Source organism: Pseudomonas sp. WT-JTC, assembly GCF_056711565.1.
In genome coordinates, this window is the sequence record NZ_CM160042.1 from 3,188,483 (window position 1) to 3,210,311 (window position 21,829).

14 protein-coding genes and 2 pseudogenes are annotated in these 21,829 nt (G+C 52.3%); 7 read left to right on the top strand and 9 right to left on the bottom strand.

Features of this window, described 5'->3' with window-relative positions; all coding sequences use genetic code 11:
• Positions 1-39 precede the first annotated feature (39 nt).
• Positions 40-210: pseudogene (locus AC06G5_RS14615) on the top strand (alpha/beta fold hydrolase); the annotation flags it as partial.
• Between the two features lie 324 nt (positions 211-534).
• Here the strand turns inward: AC06G5_RS14615 and AC06G5_RS14620 are convergent.
• The 9 genes and pseudogenes from AC06G5_RS14620 to AC06G5_RS14660 all read right to left on the bottom strand — a co-directional run bounded on the left by AC06G5_RS14620 (position 535) and on the right by AC06G5_RS14660 (position 14,267).
• Positions 535-1,566, bottom strand: a complete 1,032-nt coding sequence (locus tag AC06G5_RS14620; protein ID WP_413704862.1) for a patatin-like phospholipase family protein — start codon at positions 1,564-1,566, stop codon at positions 535-537.
• A 7-nt stretch (positions 1,567-1,573) separates the two neighbouring features.
• Complete coding sequence (locus tag AC06G5_RS14625; protein ID WP_480459777.1) at positions 1,574-5,023, bottom strand: adenylate/guanylate cyclase domain-containing protein; 3,450 nt, start codon at positions 5,021-5,023, stop codon at positions 1,574-1,576.
• A 382-nt stretch (positions 5,024-5,405) separates the two neighbouring features.
• Positions 5,406-6,173, bottom strand: coding sequence for a methyl-accepting chemotaxis protein (locus tag AC06G5_RS14630; RefSeq protein ID WP_480459888.1), 768 nt, complete (start codon positions 6,171-6,173; stop codon positions 5,406-5,408).
• An 87-nt stretch (positions 6,174-6,260) separates the two neighbouring features.
• Positions 6,261-7,349 (bottom strand): annotated as a pseudogene (locus AC06G5_RS14635) (cache domain-containing protein); the annotation flags it as partial.
• A gap of 312 nt (positions 7,350-7,661) precedes the next feature.
• Positions 7,662-8,813: an MFS transporter gene (locus tag AC06G5_RS14640; protein ID WP_480459778.1), complete on the bottom strand. Its 1,152-nt coding sequence runs from the start codon at positions 8,811-8,813 to the stop codon at positions 7,662-7,664.
• Between the two features lie 172 nt (positions 8,814-8,985).
• Positions 8,986-9,915, bottom strand: coding sequence for an aromatic amino acid DMT transporter YddG (yddG, locus tag AC06G5_RS14645; RefSeq protein ID WP_413424424.1), 930 nt, complete (start codon positions 9,913-9,915; stop codon positions 8,986-8,988).
• A 271-nt stretch (positions 9,916-10,186) separates the two neighbouring features.
• Positions 10,187-11,422 carry an aromatic ring-hydroxylating oxygenase subunit alpha gene (locus AC06G5_RS14650; RefSeq protein WP_413424422.1) on the bottom strand — a complete coding sequence of 412 codons (1,236 nt, stop codon included), beginning with the start codon at positions 11,420-11,422 and terminating at the stop codon, positions 10,187-10,189.
• 240 nt (positions 11,423-11,662) lie between these two features.
• On the bottom strand, positions 11,663-13,027 hold the full coding sequence (locus tag AC06G5_RS14655; RefSeq protein ID WP_480459781.1) for an MmgE/PrpD family protein: 1,365 nt from the start codon (positions 13,025-13,027) through the stop codon (positions 11,663-11,665).
• Between the two features lie 283 nt (positions 13,028-13,310).
• Entirely contained in the window at positions 13,311-14,267 is a 957-nt protein-coding gene (locus tag AC06G5_RS14660; protein WP_413424418.1) for a LysR substrate-binding domain-containing protein, read from the bottom strand.
• A gap of 365 nt (positions 14,268-14,632) precedes the next feature.
• Between AC06G5_RS14660 and AC06G5_RS14665 the strand changes: the two genes are divergently transcribed.
• The 6 genes from AC06G5_RS14665 to AC06G5_RS14690 all read left to right on the top strand — a co-directional run bounded on the left by AC06G5_RS14665 (position 14,633) and on the right by AC06G5_RS14690 (position 21,812).
• A complete protein-coding gene (locus AC06G5_RS14665; RefSeq protein ID WP_413424416.1) occupies positions 14,633-15,667 on the top strand; it encodes a quaternary amine ABC transporter ATP-binding protein in 1,035 nt (344 codons plus the stop codon).
• Positions 15,668-15,713: 46 nt separating this feature from the next.
• Complete coding sequence (gene proW, locus AC06G5_RS14670) at positions 15,714-16,667, top strand: glycine betaine/L-proline ABC transporter permease ProW (RefSeq protein WP_480459783.1); 954 nt, start codon at positions 15,714-15,716, stop codon at positions 16,665-16,667.
• 41 nt (positions 16,668-16,708) lie between these two features.
• The gene (gene proX / locus AC06G5_RS14675; protein WP_413424412.1) at positions 16,709-17,734 is read left to right on the top strand and encodes a glycine betaine/L-proline ABC transporter substrate-binding protein ProX; all 1,026 of its coding nucleotides are present in this window, start codon (positions 16,709-16,711) and stop codon (positions 17,732-17,734) included.
• Between the two features lie 93 nt (positions 17,735-17,827).
• Positions 17,828-18,898 carry a GlxA family transcriptional regulator gene (locus AC06G5_RS14680; protein WP_480459784.1) on the top strand — a complete coding sequence of 357 codons (1,071 nt, stop codon included), beginning with the start codon at positions 17,828-17,830 and terminating at the stop codon, positions 18,896-18,898.
• A gap of 182 nt (positions 18,899-19,080) precedes the next feature.
• Complete coding sequence (locus AC06G5_RS14685) at positions 19,081-20,397, top strand: NAD(P)/FAD-dependent oxidoreductase (RefSeq protein ID WP_413424408.1); 1,317 nt, start codon at positions 19,081-19,083, stop codon at positions 20,395-20,397.
• 86 nt (positions 20,398-20,483) lie between these two features.
• Complete coding sequence (locus AC06G5_RS14690) at positions 20,484-21,812, top strand: MFS transporter (RefSeq protein ID WP_413424406.1); 1,329 nt, start codon at positions 20,484-20,486, stop codon at positions 21,810-21,812.
• The last annotated feature ends 17 nt before the right edge of the window (positions 21,813-21,829 follow it).

Below are 21,829 nucleotides of genomic sequence, written 5' to 3' on the forward strand. Positions count from 1 at the left end.
GGGCCCTTCAAGGGCCCTTTTTATGCGGAGTACTGCTTCATTGCCCCGCCTGATATCAAGGCGAAGATCGGTTACTACCGTGTCCTTGGGAAGTAGGCAGCCAAGTTGATTCCGGGAGCGAGGTTGATCGAGTTTGCAGGCAAAGGCCATGTACCACAGATGGCAGACCCGGCCAGTTTTAACAGGGTGTTGGTCGAAGAGCTGAACTGAAGTTAAGACAATGACGCGGGGAGGGGGGAAGAAAAGCAAAACCCCGGAGGTTGGCCCTGCCGGGAGGCTATGGTCTCCCTGTTTCCCTGATGGGAAGAGAACATCGCCAAAGTATATCAGTGCTCGCCAGTTTTTCGATCAGCAGAGGCGGGGGATATTGAGGTGCTCAGCGACACATTGAGAGGTGTCTGCAGCTTCCAGGCTGCAGGTGCCTACGCGCAGTTCAGGATTCGTTCGGAAATGTTTACCATTGCCCGGCAAGAGTCGCCAGCGCTATGCGCCAGTCAAAATTGCCAACCAACTTTCCCAGTGTGATGGCGGCATTCAAAGGAATTCTTTTCGGATGTCGATAGTCGACCGTTCGCCAATATTCCGGTAGTTCTCCGTGAGCCACGCCTCGGCCTCGCCGCGTCCGTTGTCGCGCAGTTCGCAAAGGAAGTCCCAGTCCGCGTTGTACTTGCTGGACACACTGAGCGCGCACATCGCCTCGTCAGACTTAATGGAGTGGATCAGCATCTCCTTCATCTCGTTGCGATCGAGCTTACCTTGCTGAATGAGGTCGGTGACAAAAGCGATGGTACGCAGCTCGCGCATCAGCGACGAGTTGAAGCTGATTTCACTGATACGATTGAGGATGTCGGCAGCAGTAATGGGCACGCCTGGGCGGACGAGCGGGTTGATGTGGACGATCACCACATCGCGTGTATTGCAGTGGTAGATCAACGGGAAAATAGCCGGGTTCCCCATATAGCCGCCATCCCAGTAGTTCTGCCCGTCAATCGTGACTGCCTGGAACAATGTCGGCACACAGGCCGAAGCAAGCACCGCCTCAGCGCAAATGTCATCGCCCGTGAAGATGCGTATCTTCCCCGTCTCGACATTGGTCGCGCACAGATAGAGGTGGAACGGGCATTGGCTTCGCAAGGCGGCAAAATCTACCTGCCTCTCCAGCACCTCCCGTAGCGGACTCAAATTGCGGCGATTGAACTGGTAAGGCGAGAAGATACGAAGCGTCATGTCCGCGAACGTATACATGGGTGAATAGTCCAACCCGAAGCTATGCTTCCCTTTCAACCAAGGCATCCAACGCAACGGGTTATAACGCTCGGCGGACTGCGCCACGGCGTACCAGAAATCGTGCAGCGCCTGGCGTGCGCCGACCTCGCCACCTTGCAGCATGCCGGAGGCAAGTACGACGGCATTCATCGCGCCGGCACTGGTTGCGCTCACCCCTTCAATGGCAAGCCTGTCGTCCTCGAGCAACCGATCGAGCACGCCCCAGGTGAACGCACCGTGCATCCCGCCGCCCTGTAAAGCCAGCGTGACCGACTTGCGCTCGTCACTGCCCCGAGTCATCAATCGCTCACCCCTCGCTTGATGCCCATGCATCGAGCAGCGCCTTGGCTTGTAGCAAATCGACGCTGTCGAAGCCTTCGGTGAAAAAGCTGTAAATGTCGGCCAGCATTTGCCTGGCCGCCTCTTTGTCTCGTGTTTCCCATAGCTGAGCAAGGCTGACTGTGGCGCGTAGCTCGAATGACTTTGCCCCTTGTTGTCGAGCGATTGAGATTGCCTTGTGAAAGCACGCTTCCGCTTCCTGCTGCACGGAAGAATCCTGTCGGTTTTCTCCCGGGCATTGCAGGGTAAGAGCGCCCTTGAGGCGGTACAGCTCTGCTTCGTAAAAGTGCTCGCCTGTTCTGTTCACCATAGTTAGAGCGTCGGTCACGGCATCCAATCCTGCCTGCGGTTGCCCGGCGAGCCTGTGCGCTGCGGCTAGCAGGGCCAGAAAATAAGAACATCCAAGCTCTGCTCCGGCTGCGCGATAAGCGGCAATACCGTTGCTTATCTGAGCGATTCCCTTGTCAGTGTTTCCCTGCTCTGCGCGAGCCCAACCTTGAAGAATATTCCCCCTTGCCAAATACAACGGAAATCCTTGCTCTAGAGAAAGCTTGATGGCGGCATCTGCACACTCTTCGGCGAGTTGTACGTCGTACCGAAACTGTCCCAGTATCGACGTAGCGGACAGAGTGAAGGCCAGGCTGAATGGGTGGGCAATCTTCTTGGCCAGAGCAAGGGCATCCTGGCTGCGCATGCTTGCCTGATTGGGAAAACCCAAGTACCAAAGGCTCCAGGCCGAAAATGACAGGGAGTAGCCCGGATCCATGCCGTACGTAATGGAATGTGTGCGATGGCGATCAGGGTCGTAGAGGACACGCGCCCGTTCCTGATGGTCATGGGCGTTTTTGAGATCACCCTGGAAAAGCAATGTCTGCCCAAGTGCCGCATGGGCTTCCACGAGCAAGTCCGGATCCTGCGCGGTTTGCGCAATACTGAGCAATCGTTCAGCCAGTTCGCATGCGGTTGAGTATTGTGTACGCAACGTGTAGTAACTCCACAGCCCCAGCAGCGTAGAGAAAAGCGAGTCGTCGCCTACTTGCGCGCATAGCGCCAGTGCACGGGTGTAGGTGGCCGCCACCTCGGGCGCACCATAGCCGCGCACGGCCATCAAGGCTGGCCCCAGGGCGAGTAGCAACGTCAGTTCCTGATGTGCACGCGTGGGCGTGTCGGGCAAATGTTCGAGCAATTCCAGTGCCGCGCTGAGATGACGCATCGCATCGAGATGGGCGGAATGCTGGAGGGCCTGTTGCCCGGTACGGTGCAGGTATTCCACGGCCTTCGGGACATTGCCGCTCAGCTTGTAGTGATGCGCCAGTTCGCTGCAGTAATCCGTGATGCGAGTGGGGAACAGTGCCTCGATGGCCTGCGCTGTGCGCTCATGCAGCGCGCTACGCCGCTCCGTGAGTAGCGAGTGGCCCGCGACCTCCTGGGTCAGCGCATGCTTGAACGAATACTCCACCTCCGGAAATGCGGGCCGCTGGTAAATGAACTCCGCAGCCTCCAGTCGGGCGAGCAGATTACACAACTTGTCGTCCGTCTGGGCATCCTGCCCATCACAGATGCACCGGATCAGACTGAACGGAAACTCTTTGCCGATAACGGCGAGGGTCTGCAGCAACTCCTTCTCCGCTACGGGGAGCCGGTCGATACGGGCAGCGAGTACACCCTGCACAGTAGTGGGGATATGCAGCGCAGCTGGAGTTTGCTCGATCCGATACTGACCGGCTTCACCCAACAGCAATTTCTCCTCGATCAGAGTTTGCACCACTTCCTCCATGAAGAACGGGTTTCCCTCCGTCTTATCCAGGATGAGCTGTTTGAGGGGGATGAGGGTAGGATCGTCACCAAGCTGGGTCGCGAGCATTGCCTGTGCTTCGACCGGGCCCAGCGGTTCGAGCCGCAGTTGGCTGCAATGACTCGCACGTATCCACACAGGCTGATACTCGGGCCGGTAGTTCACGAGGAGCAGGATTGGGGAGCTCGCCAAGTGGTCGGTCAAGTACACGAGGAATGCTTCGGTCTCGCAGTCCAGCCATTGCAAATCCTCGAACAGCAGCTCGATCGGTTGATTGCGGCTCTCACGTGCCAGTAGTTGAGTGATCGCGTCGAAGGTGCGAACGCGCCGGATCTGAGGATCCATTTCCGCGAGTGCTGAACTGCGTTCGCCGATACCCAACAGGTAGAGCAGGTAGGGCACGAGATCCTCGAAGCCTCGCTCGAGCGTAAGGGTCTTGCCCATGACCTTTTCCCGGCATCGCCGCTCGTCATCCTGGACAGTGATCTGAAAATAATTGTTCAGAAGCTCGATGAGTGGGAAATAGGCAAAGGCCTTGCCGTGCGACACCGAGAATGTCTCCAGCACCAGACAGCCGCACCGCGAGCGTTCCTTGAACTCATGAAACAGCCGTGACTTCCCGACTCCGGCCTCGCCTACCACCGCGACGACCTTACTGTGGCCCGCTTTGGACTGCTCGAGCGCCTGATGCAGGTGGTCGAGCTCGACCTGGCGGCCGACGAACCTGGCCAGCCCGCGATGTGCCGACAGTTGCAGACGCGTGCGCAACGCGCCGAGCCCCTGCACCTCGTACACAACAAGGGGATCGGGAATGCCTTTGACTTGGGCGGCCCCCAGAGCCTTGAATTCGAAATAACCCTCCGCCAGCTTGTAGGTGGGCTCGCTTACCAGGATCGACGAGGGTGCAGCGATGCTCTCCATCCGGGAGGCAATGTGGATCGTGTTCCCGACCGGATCGTAATCGGTGTGCAAATTGTCCGTGCGGATCGAACGCACGACGACCTCTCCGGTATGGATACCGACGCGGATTTGCAGCGGAATGCCTTTCTCCAGGCGAATGCGGTCGCCATGTCGGTGTATCGCCTGCTGCATGCGCAGGGCCGCATACAACGCCCGCTGCGGATGATCCTCATGGGCGATAGGGGCGCCGAACAGCGCGAGTATGCCATCGCCCAGTGTTTTGGCCACGTAGCCTTCGTAGTGGTGGACGGCTTCCATCATCAGCGCGACGACGGGCTCGATCAGGCGGTGGGCCTCTTCCGGATCGAGATCGTGGATCAACGCCGTGGAACCGGCCATGTCGGCAAACAGTGCCGTGACGGTCTTTCGCTCACCGGCGGTCTCGCCTCGGGCTTCCATGGCCGCGTGTTCGGCGCGGATGCGCTCGGCAAGGTGGTGGGGCGTGTAATGAATGGGCGCGGGAGAGGGCTCTGAAACAGGCTCGGGGCGTGGTGATGGTGCAGTGGGCGCATCGGTCAGCGGCGCGCCGCATTCACTGCAAAATTTGGCGGAAAGGCTCGCCTCGTGGCCGCAGCGCGGGCAGCTGCGGGACAACTTGACGCCGCACGCTTCACAGAAGCTGGCCTCGGAGGGACTCTCGAATCCGCAGTTTGCGCAGCGCATACGATCTCTTCCCTTTTGCAGTCGTTCAAGAAGACCAGTCAAAAGACGGGAAGCGTGACATCAAACCGGCGAAGGACAAGCTGAAGTCATTGGGCCGGTACGTTTGGGCAGCCTTTTAACCCTCTGTATCAAAGATAGTTTGTATCGTGGTATCGAGAAGTAAAATTCGCTTACTGATGAAGGACAATCTGTGCCGACTCGGGGGGGGGCAGTTTGCGTCGGTACGTGGGTCAATTCGGCGTCGGCGTCTACACGCCCTATCCTTGACGCCATGCAAATCGTTCACCCATGAGGTTACCTCATCCCGACGTATTACCTCCAATCGGTAGGTGTTTAGCTGCGATAACCTGCAAGAGGTTATCGCGATTGAAATCAGCAAAACCTAAGTTCTGAAGCGTCCCACCAGGCCGTTTAGCTCGCCGGACAATTGCGCCAAGGTGCCTGAGTCACTGCGAGCGGATTGCGCGAGTTTCTCTACCAGTTGCGCATCGGAGTGGATCTGAATGATATGTCGATTTATATCCTCAGCCACTTGATGTTGTTCTTCTGCCGCAGTTGCAATCTGGGTGGTCTGGTCGCGGATGTCGTCTACGGAACTGCGGATGTACTCGAAACTTTCACGAGCCTGATGAATGCGGTCGACGCTGGTCTTCGACATCTCCAAGCTATTTTGCATCTGCGCAGTTACCTCGTGGGTACGTCTAGCTAAGCCACCCAGCAGATCATCGATTTCGCCGGTCGAGTCAGCGGTGCGCTTCGCCAGAGCACGCACTTCGTCAGCCACTACCGCGAATCCTCGTCCTTGCTCACCTGCACGCGCCGCTTCGATTGCCGCATTGAGTGCAAGCAAATTGGTTTGGTCGGCTATTGATCGAATTGTGTCCAGGATCGTGTTGATATTTTTACTGTCCTGCTCCAGTAATTCCATGGAGTGTGTCGATAGCAGTAGGTTCTCACTGAGCTGGCCAACGCTGCCGGTTGCCTCGTCGATGCGCAGCTGGCCATTGTGCACTTGGCTACGACCTGCGCTTGCCGAAGAGGCGGCTGCGCTGCATGAGCGTGCGACCTCATTGGCTGTGGCGACCATTTCATTGAACGCAGTCGAAACCAATTCCACTGCTTCTCGTTGGCGACCAGCTGCATTATTCATGTCACGGGCAACCTCAGTGGTTTTATCTGATGCTTTTTGCAAGTCACCAGAAGCCGAGCTGATGCTTTGAACCAACTGCCGAATCGCTCCAAGAAACTGATTGAACCAACGAGCCAACGTAGCAGTTTCATCTCGGCCGCGTACCTCCAGATTCCGAGTCAGATCGCCTTCACCTTGGGCAATGCTTTCTAGACCACCCGCGACACTGCGAATCGGTCGCACGATCAACCCAGCGAAGCTCGCGCCGAGCACGGCAAAAATAAGCGCTAACACCGTCGCGATGCTCGCAATGAGCCAGGTCAGATGTGTGACTTGGGCCATCACTTCCGCTCGTGGAATTAAACCGATAAAACGCCACCCAAGTTTTTCTGAAGACCAGACGTTGGCCATGAATGGCACGCCATTAATCTCAACCTGTACTAAACCTTCTTTGGTTTGGGCCAGTGTGGCGTAGCTATCGCCGATATCTCTCATCGATTTAAAGTTATGAGCTGCGTCGCTCGGGTCAACCAGCACATTCCCGTTTTCTTCCACAAGCATGACGTAACCGCTCTGGCCCAACTTGATGCGTTTGATCATATCGGTAAGGCCGTTAAGCGAAACATCGAGGCTTAAGACCCCGATAGGCTGGCCTTGGGCATTGCTCACCGTGCGTGTGGTAGCCATCAGGGTTACGTTGGTGCCAGCCCAGTAATAGGCAGCACTGCGTACCGTTTTGCCTGGTGATGCCATGGCAGTTTTATACCAAGGGCGTACTCGTGGATCGTAATTGGCGAGATCGGGAGTATCAGGCCATGTCGCGTACCCGCCATCTTCCTGGCCTTTGGAAAGGAATGCGGTAGTAGGGTGACTGTTCGCGAAATCGGTAAATAGCTTCAGCACCATTTGGTTACTAACCGGTAGAGGTTGCTTCGTCGCGTCAGCACTGGTGAAGTTTTTCAGATCGGTGATGTTGGTAACCTGCGGTTGATTTGCCAGGTATTCCACGTTCTGAGCGATGCCGTCGAAAAACAGATTCATCGCGTTATCGATCTGACGAATCTCACGGGAACTGTTGTCGATGAAGTCTTCCTGCGCTTGGCCACGCAAGTTCACGATCATTACCGCAGTGGAGATGACAACAGGTAAGCAAGCAATACAAACGAACGCCCAGGTCAATTTTTGTTTTATGTTCATATATGATCCCACAACGGTTGGTTAGCATCGGAAGTCCGGGAGTAGCAAAGGTTTGTTCAAGTTGTATTCGTCTAAGCTGTCCATTGATATGAGCTAAGTTTGGAATGCGCATCAAACTCGGGAAACAACGTTGGAAAGTTGTTTAATCAAGGTTGATCAGGTGATTTCAGTTTGAGCGGAAATGGCCGCTGCACGTCCTTTGTTTGCTTTTTAGTAGTTAGTGCGCGTGCTTTCAGCGCACTTCTGAGCCTTAGAGCACTGCCTTGGAAGGCAGTTTCGATTCGGCAATATGGATCGTGGTTCAGATTGTGGTCATGATCGAATAAAGCGGGCTGCTGCACTTACGAAAAGTAGAAGAAATACCAGGCCGCCCAAGGCAATAGAAAGTGTACTCACATGGGCGACTAATCCGATGACCGCCGGCCCTATCAGGATGCCCGCGTAGCCCATGGAAATAACTGCCGGGATGGCTACCCTTTGAGGCATACGTTTTTGGCGCCCTACTGCGGTAAAAAGAACCGGGACGATGTTCGAACATCCAATTCCCAGTAAGGCGTAGCCAATCAACGATGCTGGCCATCCATCGAAACCGAGCGACACCATCATGCCGGCGGAAGCGATAATCCCTCCGAAAGCCACTACGCGCACACCGCCAAGCCTGCGGACAATTGCATCGCCTGTAAGGCGCCCCACCGTCATCGTTGCAGCGAAACTGGCATAACCTAAGCCTGCCAAATTGGGCTCCATTTCTCGGCTCGACACCAGGAAGACCGCGCTCCAGTCCAGCATTGCCCCTTCGGTTAAAAATACAATGAAGCACAAAGTCCCTAGCAGGAAGACGATACCTTTAGGCAACGCAAAAATTTGCCCGTCCTGCTCTGTTCCGTATGCCAATAACGTGGGTGTCGCTTTGTAGAGAGCACCTATGACGGTGGCGACTACGCATAGCACGGAAAAAAATGGATCGAGACCGATACTCAGCAGCACGGTTAATGCTCCGGCGCCTAAGATGCCTCCCACGCTGTACATGCCATGGAAGCCAGATTGAAGGGCCTCGCCACTGTTCTTTTCGACGATGATGGATTGGATGTTTATCGCGCAATCAAGCATGCCCATGCTGGCTCCGAAAAGGAGTACCGCGAGCACAAGACCTGGTAACCAAGCGATGCTGCTCAAGAGGGTGAGCACAGCGCATAGCGCGATGGTCGACCAGACAATCACTGGTCGACAGCCATAGCGTGCTGTGAGATGTCCAGCGAATGGCATAACAGCAATAGATCCGAGACCCAATCCGAGAAGCAGTAAACCCAAGCCACCATCATCCAGGCCGGTTTGTTCCTTCGCGAGTGGTACCAAAGGCGCCCAGGCGGACATGACGAGTCCGGTGATGAGGAAGACGATGCGAGTGGAAACCCGCTCACCATAATTGTTGCTAACGGCTAATGATGGGGCGGAAGCACTCATTTCTTGGTCATCCTTATCTGCGTAATGCTAGCCATGCGGAGGGCGGCCGGATCACGCATCATCGGCTGGAGCCCAATGAGTACGACCTCCGGATATTCTGAGTTTCAGCACCCAGGATGCGGTTCTCTAGGAGGTAACTGGATGCTGATCCCAACCTCAAAGAATTAATGCGTCATATCCGAGTTTTCGGCACAAAGCAGGTCTCTGTTTGAGGAGTACGCTGTCGAGTCGCTTGCCAACAGATAAGCGAGCCGACAGTAACCATCACTGCCCCCTGCCAGAACTGGGTAGTCAACTGCGCGCTCAGCCATGCTGCAGCGAATGCTGATGAGAGCACTGGGGAAAAGTAGGAAGCGGTGGCCAGTAAAGTGAGATTTCCACGCAAAATACCGACGTTCCACAGGGCATAACCACCCGCCATTGATGCACTGGCCGCGACGAGCACCAGGCTGTTGCTCAAGGTGAACGCGGGGATGACCTCATGGCTGAAAAAGTATTTCACCCACAGAGCACTGGCCGCGAGAGCGAAGAAAAGCACAATTAGGTTTTGTCCGCCGGCATAGCGTCGCGTGACGTTACAGTACAACGCGAAGATGACCGCGCCGCCCAATGCCAAGCTGTAACTTAATGGGTTGGATTCAGCATTGGCCACAACGCTTGAAAAGGATAATCCCTCGGTGCTCACCACCCACAGAATTCCGAAAACCGCCAAGGCCGTGCCTGGTGCAATAATCCAGCGTGCCTTTTGTCCGTTCATCAGGATGGCAAATAAAATGGTCATGCAAGGCCAGAGGCTATTTACCACGCCGAGTTGAATGGCCTGGTTGCGGTTAGTTGCGAATCCCAAGAAAAGCGTAAGGCAGACCTCATAAGCTACGAATAGCGTGCTTCCTACGATCAGATAGAAGCGCGGTGAAGAGCGCAGTTTCGGTCGCCCGAGTAAAACGATGAGGAAGATTGCACCCAATGAATAAATCATTGCGCCGCCTGCCAGCGGGCCAAAATGTTCGCTAACGCTCCTAATCAAACCAAGAGCTGTACTCCACAGCAAAATTGCCATCAACCCACACACCGTTGCCGCGCGCTCGCCTTTAATTTTCATTGATACCTCTCTCCTAATAGCGGCGATTAAGTTGTGGACGTAATTCCTGCTCCAGTCGATGGAGGCATGGACTGTCAGGATTGAAAAAACGTGCTGGAGGGCTTCCAAAAAACCGGTCGACAGTAATGAAATTAAATCGTACTTGGAGGCTGCGCGTTTGAGTGCTGACGGCGAGTAAAAGCATCGGTATCGAAGTTTTGCGGTAAGGGGAAGTCAAAAAAGCCTTCCAGGCATGAATGCGCTGGAAGGCTAATTTGCGAACGTGTGACTGTCAGCCAACGGACTTCAACGGAATAGGCCCTTTAAGCCGATCCATCATAGTGGCGCAGTACCAATCATCGAACTGGCATACACCTGTTTCGGCTGTTTCAGAGTAAGGGCCTGGCTCATACGAGGGGGAGGTAACTCCTCGTTGAGTTCCCTCGACCAGCGTCCTGTCTTGATCGTTCGTCGCGATCCACACCTTGGTGAGCCGATCCAAGTCGTAATCAACGCCTTCTACCGCATCTTTGTGTACGAGCCATTTGGTGGTCACCATGGTCTCAGTCGCACTGATCGGCAATACTCGGAAGCTCAGGGCGTGGTCACCTAGGAAATGGTTCCAGGTGGAAGGGTAATTGAAGTAGAGCAGTGCCCCAATATCGGCTTCAGATGTCTTATCCAGACGGCTGGTTACCGCTGGTTTGCCGTCCATGGTGTAGCTCACCGCACCCTTTGACAGAGGAATGCGTGTCATTCGGAACTGGCCGTTGATGTCCATGACCAATCGGCTCGGTAAGCCTGCTCTTTCGCACTTATTCCAGTATGCAGAGAGCTCTGGATCATCGTCCCCACTTGTGCCACCTACTGAAAGGTTGTCCACAAATGATTGCAATAGCTCTGGGTGCGACCCATCGCAGTGGTAGCATTCCCGGTTGTTCTCGAATACGAGCTTCCAGTTTCCGCGCTCGATGATAGTTGATTCGAAAGCTACCTTGCAGTCATCGAGATTGTGCGGTGCGATGAAAGGTGCGACTGCCTCACGGAATGGTTCGAAGTCAGGCGCTTTGGTCGCCACGCAAATGTAAATAAAGGTGTGTACGACTTCGCAATGCACGGTTTTAAGGTTGTATTGCGACTTATCGAAATCTTGGCCCATGTTCCCTGCGAACAGAAGGTTGCCATCAAGTTCGTACGTCCACTTGTGATACGGGCAAACCATCTTGGCTACTTTTCCGTGCTCTCCCTCGCATACTTTCGCACCACGGTGGCGACAAGCATTATGGAAGGCACGTACCTGACCATCTTTGCCGCGTACTACCGCGACAGGATAATCGCCCACCTGAAGGGTGAAGTACTGACCAGGCTTTTCGAGTTCGAAGGTATGTCCGGCGAAGATCCAGTCTTTGTGCCAAATTTGTTCAAGATCTTGGCGATATACGTCTTCGCTGCGATAAAGTTCCCCTGGGAGTGAATGCCAAGGTTTACGTTGGGAAATCAGGTCAAAAACGGTTTCTTTGTTATCCATCTTATCCTCCCAGGATATATATCTTGAGCGGTCACCTTTTGCTGTGACTTATATTGTTATTAACAAGGCGCCTCATCTTGGCTTGAGCTTTCTATAGTTAAGCCTTATGCGCCAATGGGTTCTGTCAAAAATTAACGCCAGCCTATATCGATCATCTTGGCCACCACAAACGACATTTCATGTGGGTAATCAATAATTTCAGGTTATCGATTTGTAGGTGCCGGAACCTGAACCCCTCAATTAAGAGTTGTCACGCTCTGTTGCAGAATGATCAGGGCCTAGAAATATTGGCGTCAGAGTGGCAATGGCAGATTTTGACTGATCAAGATGCTTAATCGCCTGCTTCACTGCGAGGCTTCTGTCATGGCCAAGCCCGGCAGAGAAAAGGTCAAATTTTTGATCCAATTCTTCAGCCGTCAGTGGGGTCTCCGGATCTCCCTTAGCGGCGGTAACCGGACTAACTATCACGGCTCCATTTTTCAGCGTAATGGTCAGTCGTGAAAGGATTTCGTTGGGGAATCGTGCTGAGATATCTGGGGCTTCAACGATTTCGATACGTGCGCTCAACGATAAAATGTCAGGTGACGAAATAGATGCGCCGGTGACTTCATTAGGCCCCAGCTTCCCTCTGACGATGAGTGCAGCCAGCGGAAATGCCAGTGCGTATTGGGCTTCGTCTGCATTTTGTGGTGTATGGCCCTGCAAGCACATCGACTCGTAGAACGTTTCAACACGGATTGCTTCAATTGAGTCAGCGTTGAGCTCGGGGTTCTCACGCTGTATATCAAGCATGGCGGTCAGAGCAGGTTGCGCCCATCTGCAAACCGGCCATGGTTTGAAATATTGGCTATCTATTTCCCACCTTTTGCCGATATCGGCCCAGTGTGCGGCGACGGAGATATCTTCCACTGTCTCGGCAGGTGCACCGGTCATTCCTTCCTTTGCCATCAAAAGAGAATTCAAGCCAACGAATGCACCTGCTCCGTGCGCGTCACGAAGCATCGTAGGCGTTTGCACCACACGCATCATTGGGCAACGTGCGCTGAAATATTCCGCAATTCCCAGAGCGTGCCGAAAGGTTTGTTCATCGAAGCCCAGCATCCTGGAGCCGGCGCAGACGACCCCAATGGCGGAAAAACCGCCGGAGGCGTGGTAGGTAGGGGAAGTCGCCATAAGTGCAGTACCAGCTCGAAGAGCTGTCTCATACCCAATGCACAGAGCGGTCAAAAACTCATGGCCGCTTATCTCCCTGCCGTGATGCTGCAGCGCATCCGCTAGCGCAAGCAGAGCAGGAACGACGGTCGCTCCGGCATGCCCCTTGGACAGAAAGTGCCCTTCGTGTGCATCCAGGCTATCTGCGGAAAAGCCACCGGCCCAAGCTGCACCGAGAATGTTTACTCGCTGGCCATCGAAGATGAGCCGACTGGTGTATGTTCCGGCAGGGTAGTGAGTTCGGGCATACCGTCGAAGCGCCCGGCTTGTATCATTCGACACAGCTCCTGCCATGACTCCCACTATATCAAGCAGGCTATTTTTTAGAATTTCCCGAGTTTTGATAGGGGCCTGCAGGAAATCAAAGGTGCGGCAGAATTCGAAAAGCGACATTCCCAAAAACCCTTCCTATGAATTGATCCGGTCTGGCTTGGCCAGCGCAGCTCAACAATGAGCCAGGAGAGGCTTGTCGCTCTAGCAACATTTTCGTAGGGCAATGGATAACAAAACTAGCGGTCAGCATTGCTAGGTTGGCCTGATTCGAGAAGATTGCGTCCAACCCATAGGCGATTTACCAGCCCCCTTTAGAGTGTGGGCGCACACCAAGCGGTACCGGAAGTATAGGAGGAGGGGCGCGCTTTAAAGGCCCGGGTGGTGGTGAAAGAGGAGGCCGATATCAGCGCGGAAACTTCGATAAGATCCACTCGCGAAAACGACGGAGGGCGTCTTCGTTCTCGGTGTTCTCTTTGCAGCTCAGATAATGCGAGCTATTGCGTAGCTGAACCTTTTGCTTGATCGGTCGCACCAGCAAGCCTTGTTCGACCAGCCTCGTGACCAGGTGATTCCAGCCTAGGGCGATTCCTTGATGTGTCAGCACCATGCTGATGAGCAAATTATAATCATTGGCATTGAAGATCTGAGGACTGCTCGCCGGACGATCGTCGATGTCAACGGACTGAAAAGCAAGCCATACGCCCCAATCGACATGTTCAGCGACCTGTGATCGTCCGTAAGGACTCAGATTCAATAACGTCGAGTCCCTCACACCTTCGATTGTCGTAATCTCTGGGTGCTGCTTCAGAAACTGTGGGGAGCACACTGGGTAAATGACGTCGTGACACAGCGGATAGCTTTTATAGTCCTCCCTGATGCGTGACATCTTCGTGATGAAGATGTCGGGCTGAACACCTGGTTCCATGGTCAGAAAGTTCTGTGTCGTGACCAGATTCAGCTCGATTCCCGGATTCTGCTCAATGAACTCAGGTAGATGACTCGACAACCACAGAGCCGAAAATGCAGGGGAGCAGCAGATAGTCAGCATTTTCTTTTGAGCCTGACAATTGCGAATTCGCTCGGCAGCTTGGGCAATATTCACGAACGACAATTGGGCAGCGTCGAAGAATACAGCCCCAGCGGATGTCAGCTCCACGGCACGCCCTGCACGCGTGAAAAGCTGAGCACCGAGGTAATCTTCTAGCTCCCGGATTTGCCGGCTAATAGCTGCTTGTGAAACGCACAGAGCCTCAGCCCCCAAGGTGAAGCTTTCGTACTTGGCTGCAGCTACAAACGCCTTCACAGCCCTCAAGGACGGCATTTTTAGCAGGACGCTGTCAGGGTCGACATGCTTGGACATTCGTACGTTCTCCTAACGATACAGCTCCCCAGCGAAGCGGTGCGAGGTTAACGGAAGAGAGAAGGGAGGGCTACGCTTTCGTCGCTGCCGAGATACGGGTAGTCGCTCATGCACAGCGGTGTCAGTGCCCTGAGGGGGCTTCCTCAATCTATAACCCATCGTTATCCAATTGTCCCAATAAATGTAGTTGGATTTAGAGGGGAGATGCTAATAAATTTGAAACATCCCCTTTTCCTAGGGCCCCAAAAATAATAAAGGAAGCCCGTCGTGACGACACATAATAATTACCGCTGCCGTTTAAAACTATTTCCGATCCTTTGCATGTCGCTTAAAGCGAATAGTGCTCAGTACGAAGGAGGCAAGGTATGAATGGCGCCGACGAGATAATTTCCGTTAAGAGCGTTTACAAGGTATTTGGCTCACAACCTGACCTCGCTATGAAGATGCTCGCCGATGGTGCATCAAAGGCTGAAGTTTTCCAGAAAACAGGCCAGGCAATTGGAGTGTTTGATGCGAACTTCGCTGTCCGCAGAGGCGAGATATTTGTCATCATGGGATTGTCAGGTTCTGGCAAGTCTACGATGGTGAGGTTGTTTAATCGTTTGATTGAGCCAACTTCTGGATCCATATTTCTTAATGGCAGAGAAATTACTGGGTTGGGTGACAAGGATCTTCTGCAAGTTCGAAGGAAAGACATGGGAATGGTCTTTCAATCGTTCGCCCTCATGCCCCATATGAGCGTAATTGACAACGTCAGTTTTGGCTTGGAAATCAGTGGCGTAGGTGAGAAGGAGCGGTATTGCCGTGCAATGGGCGCCTTAGAGCAAGTCGGGCTTTCAGGGCAGGAGTACAGCTATCCACACCAATTGTCCGGCGGCATGCAGCAGCGCGTAGGCTTGGCCAGGGCGTTGGCTAACGATCCCGCAATTTTGCTCATGGATGAAGCGTTCTCCGCTCTAGACCCGATGATTCGCAGCGAAATGCAGGGCGAATTGATCAAGCTTCAGGCCGAGCAGGACAGGACAATCATCTTTATCTCCCACGATATTGAAGAGGCTGTTCGGATCGGGCACCGAATCGCGATCATGGAAGGAGGACGTGTTGTGCAAATAGGCACACCTCGTGAGCTTCTCTGTAATCCGGTTAACAAATACGTCCGTGATTTTTTCAATGGATTTGATTCCAGTCGAATCCTTCGGGCGGGAGATATTGCCCAGCAAGACTCAAGCATCTCTTATGAACCAGGGCGTCAAACTCCCATAAAAGCAGAAGCTTCTCTAAGAGAAATTCTTCATTTGGTCGCTGCCTCGGCAACTCCTATTCCGGTCGTGGACGAGATTGGGCTGTACAAAGGCTCCATTTCGCAAGGCCATCTTCTGAGCTGCCTGCATAACAGTTAATTTAAATAATCAGAATGATAAAAAGTTCTGATGGCGAGGAAGAATCATGTCGGATTTTAATTTGTTAGACCCCTTCCAAAGTTTAAATATTCCGTTGGGGTCATGGGTTGAAACAGCCCTGAAGTATTTGGTGCACAACTTCAGAGAGGTGTTTAGAACAATCCGGTGGCCGGTGGATCAGGTGTTGGATGGCGTACAGTGGGGATTGCTCTCTGTGCCACCTACCGTATTCATCATCATCGCTGGATTGATTAGCTGGCAGATCGGCGGCAAGCGAATTGCTATTTTCAGCGTGGCAACTTTGACAGGGCTTGGATTAATAGGTGTGTGGAACGATGCCATGGTAACTCTGGCATTGGTACTTACATCGCTCCTGTTCTGCGCCGTTATTGGTATACCCCTTGGAATCCTGTGCGCTCGCAGTGATCGAACGGAAATGATCGTCCGTCCAGTGCTGGATGCCATGCAAACGCTACCCGCCTTTGTTTATTTGGTGCCAGTGGTGATGTTGTTCGGCATCGGCAACGTTCCTGGTGTGATTGTCACGATCATCTTCTCTGTTGCCCCGTTGGTGCGGTTGACCAATTTGGGGATACGGCAGGTACCTGCGGACAAGGTTGAGGCTGCTCGGGCCTTTGGGTGCACGGCCACTCAGATGCTCATGAAGGTTCAATTGCCCCTTGCGGCTCCTACGATGATGGCTGGATTGAACCAGACACTGATGCTTTCCCTATCGATGGTGGTTGTAGCGTCGATGATCTCGGTAGGCGGTCTGGGATTGATGGTGTTAAGCGGTATCGGCCGTTTGGATATGGGGCTCGCGAGTGTCGGTGGGGCCGGCTTGGTACTCCTGGCAGTGTTCCTTGATCGCTTGACCCAAGCCATGGGCGAACGCAGTAGTGATCTAGCATCTGGCCAGCATTGGTATGAGACCGGGCCTGTGGGTCTTGTTATGAAGTTGAAGAAAAAAAAGAACGTTACACGTCCAGTGACTAATTAAGCTTGCCTGCTCACCTATTAAAAATCTAAGCGTGGTGAAACATGAACCTTGCAAATCTTAAAAAAACCGTGGTCGCGAGTGTGGTTGCTTCATTGTTTGGTGTTGTCCTTTCTTCGGCGGCTTATGCGGCTGATGCAAACAAACCAGGAGCCGGTACCTCTATAACTCCTATTTTTCCAACGATTGCGGAAGAACGCTTTCGGGGTGAGGTCGCAGTAGCCGGTCTGAAGGAACTTGGTTACGACGTTAAGCAGCCAAAGGAAACGGATTATCCAGCGATGTTCCTCGCATTGTCATACGGTGATGCGGATTTCACGGTTCATGAATGGGAGCAACTGCATGCTGCCTTCTATGATAAGGCCGGTGGCGATGATTCGATGGTGAAGGTCGGCCAGGTCATGAAGGGCGTTTTGCAAGGCTACATGATCGATAAGAAAACAGCAGACGCTTACAACATCAAAGATCTTTCTGATTTGAAGAAGCCTGAGATTGCAAAACTTTTCGACAGTAATGGCGATGGCAAGGCGGATTTGACCGGGTGCAACCCCGGTTGGGGCTGTGAAATTATGGTCGAGCATCACATGAAGGCTTACGGTTTGGGGCCGACAGTGGTCGACAACCGCGGCTCTTACTTTGCCTTGATGGCGGATACGATCACCAGGTATCAACAAGGAAAACCTGTACTTTATTTCACTTGGGTTCCTCAGTGGATCGCAAGCGTACTTGTTGAAGGGAAAGACGTAGTTTGGTTGCCAGTCCCGTTTACCTCGTTGCCTGATGGCAAGGAAAGTAAAGACACTTTCTATCAAGGGAAAAATCTTGGTTTCCCAGTGGATACTGTCAACGCGGTCATGAATAAAGAGTTTGCAGAGAAAAACCCTGTTGCTCGCAAATTCTTGTCCGAAATCAGCATCGGTACTGCTGATGAAAGCGCTCAGAACCTGCGTATGCAAAATGGCGAAAAATCACTTGCTGATATCAAACGCCATGCAGCTGAGTGGATCAAAGCTCACCAAACGGAATATGATGGCTGGTTGGCGGATGCAAGAGCTGCAGCTAAGAAGTAATAGCTGAAACAAAGAATGCGGCTGGAGTTTTGGCCAGCCGCTCTCTAGCAAGAATGTGGTTGTTTCACGCAAAAAGTTACCAGGTGGCAAATGATGGATACATTCCAAAGCACGTTGAAGTTCCAAAATATTGGGTTTCGACAAACTACAGATTCAATTGGTCACGAAAAAGTAGTGCGGGTAGCATTTATCGTGCTGGATCACTTTTCGCTGACCACGCTTTCAACCGCGATGGATGCTCTGGCGACTGGTAATTTAATAAGCTGCAATACGATATATAAGGTTTCTACTTATTCACTTCAGGGTGGGTTGGTCGAAAGTGACATCGGGGTGCCGCTCTCGTCGGAGAAGTTGGTGGTTGAAAAAATCAACCACCATGCGGTGATTGTTGTCGGTGGCCAAAGAGTAAGGTTGTCCTCTAATCCATTGCTTCGGCGAGCATTGAAAAAAGCGGCTTCAGGCAAAGGAATTGTTGGTGGTGTCTGGAATGCTGCGTTTTATTTGGCAGATGCAGGTCTGCTTGATGACCAGAATTCTGCTTGTCACACTGATAGTTGCGCCTTGATGAATGAGTATTTCCCACGGGTAAAAATATCTGATGCGGATTTCATATGTGAACGTCGTCGCGCAACCTGCTCCGGGGCTTCATCCGCCCTAGATATGACCCTGTCAATCATGCAGGAACTGGGCTGTAGTAGTGACGCTGATCTGGTTAATGAAATAAAACGCGTGCATCAGTCAAAGCAAGTTCAGCTTAGCGAAGCAGACCCGTGCACGAGCATTTTACCAAGAAGCATTCCTAGGCCGCTTGATATGGCGCTAACTCTTATGGAAAGCCATATTGAAGAGCCCATGGAGATTGAGGAAATTGCGAGTCATGTTGGTGTTTCGCGTCGACAGCTTGAAAGAAGGTTTGCTCGCTACCTGAATGCCGCACCAAATAGATATTATCTTGAACTGAGATTGACCCGCGCCAGGCAACTGATTGTCCAAAGTAATCGATCATTGACAGATGTAGCGCTTGCAACAGGTTTCGTAAGCTATCCGCATTTCTACAAACGCTTCAAAGATTTGTTTGGCCTGCCTCCAATGACGTTTCGGGATAATTACTATTCCAATGACTATGGAAGCACAGAGCGTTACGCCATTGCAGCTAATTTTTAACTGACATCTATAGCGCTCGAAGTAGTCGCTATTGTTGTCGATATTAAACGTCATGATGCCGATTTGGGTGTTATGTGAGCGGCACAGTATTGTCGTCGTTTAGGTTTTTTACTTGGCGCCATTCCACGCGTTTTCTTCGTGTTGGGTACGGCAGGCAATCCAACAATAAACGGTTCAACACTATGAAAGTTACCTCGTTACCCGCTGATGATAAGAGCTGTGGTTGGTTCCATTTGAGCCAACCTCGTCAGCCGAAACCTGCGCACCAGGGGCATCGCTCAGCTCGGTGGGTAATTATCGGTGCCGGGTTTACTGGACTGGCAGCCGCGCGCCAACTTGCACTGAATTTTCCAAATGACGAAGTGGTGCTTGTCGAGGCGCAAGAGGTGGGCCTTGGGCCGTCGGGTCGAAACGCTGGTTTTGCAATTGATCTGCCCCATGACATTGGAGCTGATGACTATATTGGCGATATCGCGCTCGCCCGAACTGCCCTAAAGCTCAATTTGGCTGGTCAGTCGATTTTGCGAGACCTAGTAGACGAATACAGTATTGATTGCCAGATGAAGGCATGTGGTAAGTATCAAGCAGCTGTGGAAGACCGTGGTATTGCAGTGCTCGAAGCATACAGACGAGGACTCGATAAGCTTGATCAACCCTATGAAATGATTGATGAAAAAGAGTTGCCAAATCATCTCGGAACTCATTTTTATCGCAAGGCGCTGTACACCCCAGGAGCAATTTTGCTCCAACCATCAGCGTTGGTGAAGGGGCTGGCAGACAGTTTGCCTTCCAACGTTACGCTGTATGAGCGCACTCCAATTCTGGAGGTGGAATACGGCGCCAAAACAATATTGATACATGCAAACGGAAGTATCACTGCGGATAAGCTGATTTTGGCCAATAACTCTTTCGGGATGCGTTTTGGCTTTCTACAAGGGCGTATGTTGCCAATTTACACCTATGGCAGCATCACTCGACAGCTGACGGAAGAGGAGCAGGCTCGTCTAGGTGGAAAACCTTTTTGGGGCGCAATTCCAGCAGATCCATTCGGAACTACGGTTCGGCGTACTCCTGATAATCGGATACTGATTCGAAATAGTTTCAGTTTTAACCCGGATGGGCGTAGTAACGAAAAGTATAACGAACGATTTGTACGCCGCCATAAAGCCTCGTTCGATAAACGCTTTCCTATGCTGCCGAATGTAAATTTCGAGTACACGTGGGGCGGGGCATTAGCTATGTCAAGAAACCATAATGGCTTCTTTGGCGAGTTGGCACCCAATGTTTATGGTGCTTTGGGTTGTAATGGACTTGGTGTTACCCGTGGGACGGTAACCGGGAAACTACTGGCAGATTGGCTGGCAGGCGATCGTGGTGGTCTTATCGATTTTCTTCTACAAGCGCCAGGGCCGAACAGCAATCCGCCTGAACCTTTTCTTTCGTTGGGCGTAAATATGAACCTTAAATGGGGACAATATCGCGCCGGCAGAGAAAGCTAAATCAGAAAGCTCTGAATCGATGATTCAGATGGATACTACTTGTTAATGCAATATGCAGTCCGATGTTTCAAGTATAAGGATAAGAAATGAAGAACGTTGGTGTTTCAATTGAGGACGTACCACTTAATGGCTTTCATCGTCTGCTGACGATTCGTTCAGCGGGTGGATCTTTTGTAGACGGATATGTCCTCAGTATCATCGGCGTCGCGCTGATACATATGTCAAAGTCCTTGGCCCTCGATGATTTTTGGGAAGGCATGATTGCCGCTTCTGCATTGATCGGAATATTTTTCGGCGGTTTCTTGGGTGGGTGGCTCACTGATGTTATGGGCCGGAAGCGGCTTTTGTTCGTAGGGCCAACTATATTCATCGTAGCGTCGTTAGCTCAATATTGGGTCGAGTCGGCCATCGTGCTCTTCTTCTTGAGATTGTTGCTTGGCGTGGCGGTGGGCATTGAATACCCTGTTGCGACCTCGCTACTCGTAGAGTTTCTACCAAAAAAGTATCGCGGCCCGAGATTGGCGATGCTAACAATTCTTTGGTTTGCCGGCGCAGCGATGGCCTATATCGTCGGCGAAATTATGTTTAAGTTTTGGGGCTCGGATGCTTGGCGTCTAGTATTGGCCAGTGCGTCAATCATTGGGGCCATGTTGTTTCTAGTACGTATTGGCACACCAGAATCGCCACGTTGGTTGTTGAACAAAGGCCGTGCTGCAGAAGCTGAAGCAATTATCAAAAAGGTTTACGGCGACGATTTTTCCTTGGCTAACCTCCCGGAGCAACCCACCGGTGACAAAATTACGATCTTCAACCTTGTCCATTCCGGATACGGTAAACGAATGCTATTTGTTGTGATTTTTTGGACTTGCTCTGTAGTTCCATTGTTTGCCGTTTACGCTTTCGCACCCAAGGTGTTGGCAGCTTTGAATCTTCAAGGAGACTGGGCATCTTTAGGCTCTGTCGCGATTACTTTGTTTTTTGTGGTTGGGTGCATCATCTCAACCAGGATAATAAATGTGGTAGGTCGCCGTAATCTCCTGATTTATAGCTTCCTTTGTTCTGGGCTTGCCTTGCTTGGATTGGCTATCGGTCATGCAGGGCCAAGCACTCTGGTTTTGTTCTTTTTCATTGTTTATGCCCTATTCATTGGAGGAGCTCAAGTTCTCACCTTGGTTTATCCCAACGAGCTGTTTCCAACGGAAATTCGAGCATTTGCTGTCGGTGTAGGGACTTCACTTTCCCGAATCGGTGCAGCAGCGGGGACTTATCTGGTTCCGATTTCATTAAGCAAGCTGGGTATTGCCGAGACTATGTATGTGGCTGCGGCAGTTACCTTGGTCGGCCTGGTGTTGTCCTGGATTCTTGCTCCTGAAACTCGATCGTTGAACCTTCAACAAGCTGCATCGCTGAATTAACAGTTTTGAAATTCGGA

Coding starts and splice junctions, on each gene's coding strand:
- AC06G5_RS14620 (WP_413704862.1), bottom strand. CDS start 1,566: ATGACTCGGGGCAGTGACGAGCGCAAGTCGGTCACGCTGGCTTTACAG.
- AC06G5_RS14625 (WP_480459777.1), bottom strand. CDS start 5,023: ATGCGCTGCGCAAACTGCGGATTCGAGAGTCCCTCCGAGGCCAGCTTC.
- AC06G5_RS14630 (WP_480459888.1), bottom strand. CDS start 6,173: ATGAATAATGCAGCTGGTCGCCAACGAGAAGCAGTGGAATTGGTTTCG.
- AC06G5_RS14640 (WP_480459778.1), bottom strand. CDS start 8,813: ATGAGTGCTTCCGCCCCATCATTAGCCGTTAGCAACAATTATGGTGAG.
- yddG (WP_413424424.1), bottom strand. CDS start 9,915: ATGAAAATTAAAGGCGAGCGCGCGGCAACGGTGTGTGGGTTGATGGCA.
- AC06G5_RS14650 (WP_413424422.1), bottom strand. CDS start 11,422: ATGGATAACAAAGAAACCGTTTTTGACCTGATTTCCCAACGTAAACCT.
- AC06G5_RS14655 (WP_480459781.1), bottom strand. CDS start 13,027: ATGTCGCTTTTCGAATTCTGCCGCACCTTTGATTTCCTGCAGGCCCCT.
- AC06G5_RS14660 (WP_413424418.1), bottom strand. CDS start 14,267: ATGTCCAAGCATGTCGACCCTGACAGCGTCCTGCTAAAAATGCCGTCC.
- AC06G5_RS14665 (WP_413424416.1), top strand. CDS start 14,633: ATGAATGGCGCCGACGAGATAATTTCCGTTAAGAGCGTTTACAAGGTA.
- proW (WP_480459783.1), top strand. CDS start 15,714: ATGTCGGATTTTAATTTGTTAGACCCCTTCCAAAGTTTAAATATTCCG.
- proX (WP_413424412.1), top strand. CDS start 16,709: ATGAACCTTGCAAATCTTAAAAAAACCGTGGTCGCGAGTGTGGTTGCT.
- AC06G5_RS14680 (WP_480459784.1), top strand. CDS start 17,828: ATGGATACATTCCAAAGCACGTTGAAGTTCCAAAATATTGGGTTTCGA.
- AC06G5_RS14685 (WP_413424408.1), top strand. CDS start 19,081: ATGAAAGTTACCTCGTTACCCGCTGATGATAAGAGCTGTGGTTGGTTC.
- AC06G5_RS14690 (WP_413424406.1), top strand. CDS start 20,484: ATGAAGAACGTTGGTGTTTCAATTGAGGACGTACCACTTAATGGCTTT.